The sequence below is a fragment of the Pseudogracilibacillus amylolyticus (SeqCode) genome (assembly GCF_051918545.1).
Classification (GTDB): domain Bacteria; phylum Bacillota; class Bacilli; order Bacillales; family Amphibacillaceae; genus Pseudogracilibacillus.
In genome coordinates, this window is the sequence record NZ_JBPPZG010000318.1 from 1 (window position 1) to 2,933 (window position 2,933).

Here is a 2,933-nt window from a genome sequence, read left to right on the forward strand (position 1 = left end):
CAGGTTGAACAGTTTCCTCCGTTCCAACTGCCTTTAAGAGAACATTTTTTCTCGGATGCTGTTCTGCATCAAGTTCAGTTATTTGTCCAGTACGAATAAGTTCGTTTACAAGGGAATGATCGCTCGTTAATTGTTCAAATTTTGTATCATTAAGTAAATAGCAGCGACTATCTCCTATATGAGCGATGGAAACAAAATCATTTGTACATACACTTACAACAACTGTAGTCCCCATGCCATCATATTCTTCTTTTTCCGATGCATGATTATAAATAGTCGTATTCATTGTCGATATAATTTCTTGAAGCCAGTTTTCGGCTTCTACTGGTGTATGTATTTCATCTACTTTTTCCCAGTGTTCTTTTATAATAGAAACAGCTAATCCGCTAGCTACTTCACCTGCCAAATGGCCACCCATTCCATCCGCAACTATTGCTAGTAGCTGTCCCGCTTTGTTGTAAAAAATTCCTCCTGCATCCTCATTAATCGAGCGCATCCTACCCCGGTCCGTTTTAAAATGTCCATTCACTTCCATCACCTCTTTTTATCAAACCAACCATATATTAATGATCATTTTTTATTAATCTCGTCATAAAAAATCCATCCGATTGAATCGTTTGGGGGAAAAGTTGTAGCCCAAATTTAGTGCAATCTTGATTAGGTAATAATTCACTAATTTCTTTTTTAAATGATTCATCTACAGTAAAGTTCTTATTTGCCTTTAAAAACGCTTGTACAACTGCTTCGTTTTCTTGCTTGTCAACCGTACATGTACTGTACACTAATTTTCCACCTTTTTTTAATAAGGGAGCGACATGTTCCAAGATAGAAATTTGCACTTCATGTAGTTTATAGATATCTTCAACACGTTTATTATATTTAATATCTGGTTTTGAGCGTATCACTCCCAAACCAGAACAAGGTGCATCGACTAAAATACGATCAAAACTTTCTCGTTGATGAATTTCTTGTAAATTTCTTGCATCACTTTGTCCCACTTTAATATTGGTTAGTCCAAGTCTTTTAGCATTTTCTTCAATCAGTTTTAATTTATTTTTATGTAAATCATAAGCATAAATTGTACCTTTATTTTTCATTAATTCCCCTAGATAGGTTGCCTTGCCCCCTGGTGCACTACAAGCGTCCAATACGTTAAAATCAGGTTCTACTTGTAAAATTATGCTTGCTAGCATAGAACTTTGATCTTGAACCGTAACTAATCCATCCGCTAATAGAGTTGTTTTCAATATATTCCCTTGTTGAATTATTATACCATCTTTAACGTAGGGGGATGCTTGTGCAGTAATTGCTTCATTCTGCAAATGTTCAATTGCTTCATCCCGACTTATTCGTAATTGATTTACTCGAAGACTGACCGGTTTTTTTAATAAATTAGTTTCACACATTTCCTTTGTTATTTTAGGGCCATATTGGTCAGCCCATCTTTTGACAAGCCAAAGCGGGTGACTTGTCTCAATCGATATTTTTTCAATCGGATCGGTTATTTCATTTGTATTTGGTACCCCTTTTCTTACAATATTTCTAAGAACACCATTAACAAATAAGGCAATTCCTTGATGACCTTTTTGTTTGGCTATTTCTACGGCCTCATGAATGACTGCATATTCTGGTACCTTATCTAAAAACTCTAGTTGAAATACCGACATTCTAAGTAAATTCATCACCCAATCGGTTACTTTTTTTGGGGAGCGAATAAACGGTTTTAAAAAATAATCTAACGTTAGCTTTCTTTCAATCGTTCCGTATACTATTTCTGTTAGCAATCTCTCATCTTGTAGTCCTAACTTTTCGCGTTGTATGGCTTGAGAGATAAGTAAATGGCTAAAACTTCCTTCCTTTTCAATTCGGATTATTAAATCGAGGGCTAAATAGCGTACATTGTTATTTGGCATCATTTTCACTCCAGCACTTGTCCTACTTTAATCTCCTCTGGATTTCCTCTTAAAAACTCACTAACTTTCATCCTTTTCCGACCAGCAAGTTGGAAATCAGAAACCGTAATGCCTTTATTATTGCCACAGACGACAGTAAATGATTCATTATCATTAATACTCACAATTTCACCTGGCTGCTTGTCTTCAAAGCATCTTTCATCAATATCTGCCCACCAAATTTTCATTCTGTCTCCTTTATATTTCGCATAAGCAACTGGCCAAGGATGGAGTCCACGAATATGATTGTAAATTTCTTCATTCGATCTATTCCAATCGATTCGTTCTTGTTCCCTTGTAATATTTGGAGCAAAAGTAGCTTTAGTTTCGTCTTGTTTAATACGGTCATTCGTTCCAGCGAAAATAGAAGGCAATGTTTCCATTAAAAGTTTCGCGCCGACATGAGATAATGTATCATGGAGAGTTCCAACATGATCTGATGTATGAATGGGAACTTTTTTTTGTGAAATAATATCTCCTGCATCTAATTTCTCAGCCATATACATTATCGTAATTCCTGTTTCCTTTTTTCCTTCTAGAAGGGAATAATGGATCGGAGCCCCTCCACGTAATTCTGGTAGTAAGGATGCATGAACATTAATACAACCATACTGAGGAAAATCCAGAACCGCTTTAGGAAGTAATTGACCATATGCTGCTGTAATGATGAGATCTGCTTTATATTTTAAAATCTCTTCATACTCTTTACTTAATTTTTCCGGCTGCAGAACTGGAATCCCCGCTTTTTCAGCTTCTTTCTTAACCGGTGGTGCCGACAGTGTTCGTTTTCTTCCTTTTGGTCGATCGGGTTGTGTTACGACTAATACAACTTCATATTCAGATTGAATAAGACGTTGTAAAATTGGAACTGCAAAATCCGGTGTTCCCATAAAAATAATTTTTTTCATAAAAACCTCCATCTCGACTCGCTCCGCTCCTCGAGTCAAATAGTAATGAAAACGAATGCGGATTTTCGTTTAT

General features: G+C 36.1%; 3 protein-coding genes. All 3 read right to left on the bottom strand.

Going from position 1 to position 2,933, the window contains the following annotated elements:
- A partial coding sequence (locus ACPYKA_RS20180; protein ID WP_479543981.1) for a protein phosphatase 2C domain-containing protein occupies window positions 1–529 on the bottom strand: 529 nt, incomplete at its 3' end.
- 34 nt (window positions 530–563) lie between these two features.
- Window positions 564–1,913 carry a 16S rRNA (cytosine(967)-C(5))-methyltransferase RsmB gene (gene rsmB / locus ACPYKA_RS20185; protein WP_479543982.1) on the bottom strand — a complete coding sequence of 450 codons (1,350 nt, stop codon included), beginning with the start codon at window positions 1,911–1,913 and terminating at the stop codon, window positions 564–566.
- A 5-nt stretch (window positions 1,914–1,918) separates the two neighbouring features.
- A complete protein-coding gene (fmt, locus tag ACPYKA_RS20190) occupies window positions 1,919–2,860 on the bottom strand; it encodes a methionyl-tRNA formyltransferase (RefSeq protein ID WP_479543983.1) in 942 nt (313 codons plus the stop codon).
- Window positions 2,861–2,933: the final 73 nt, after the last annotated feature.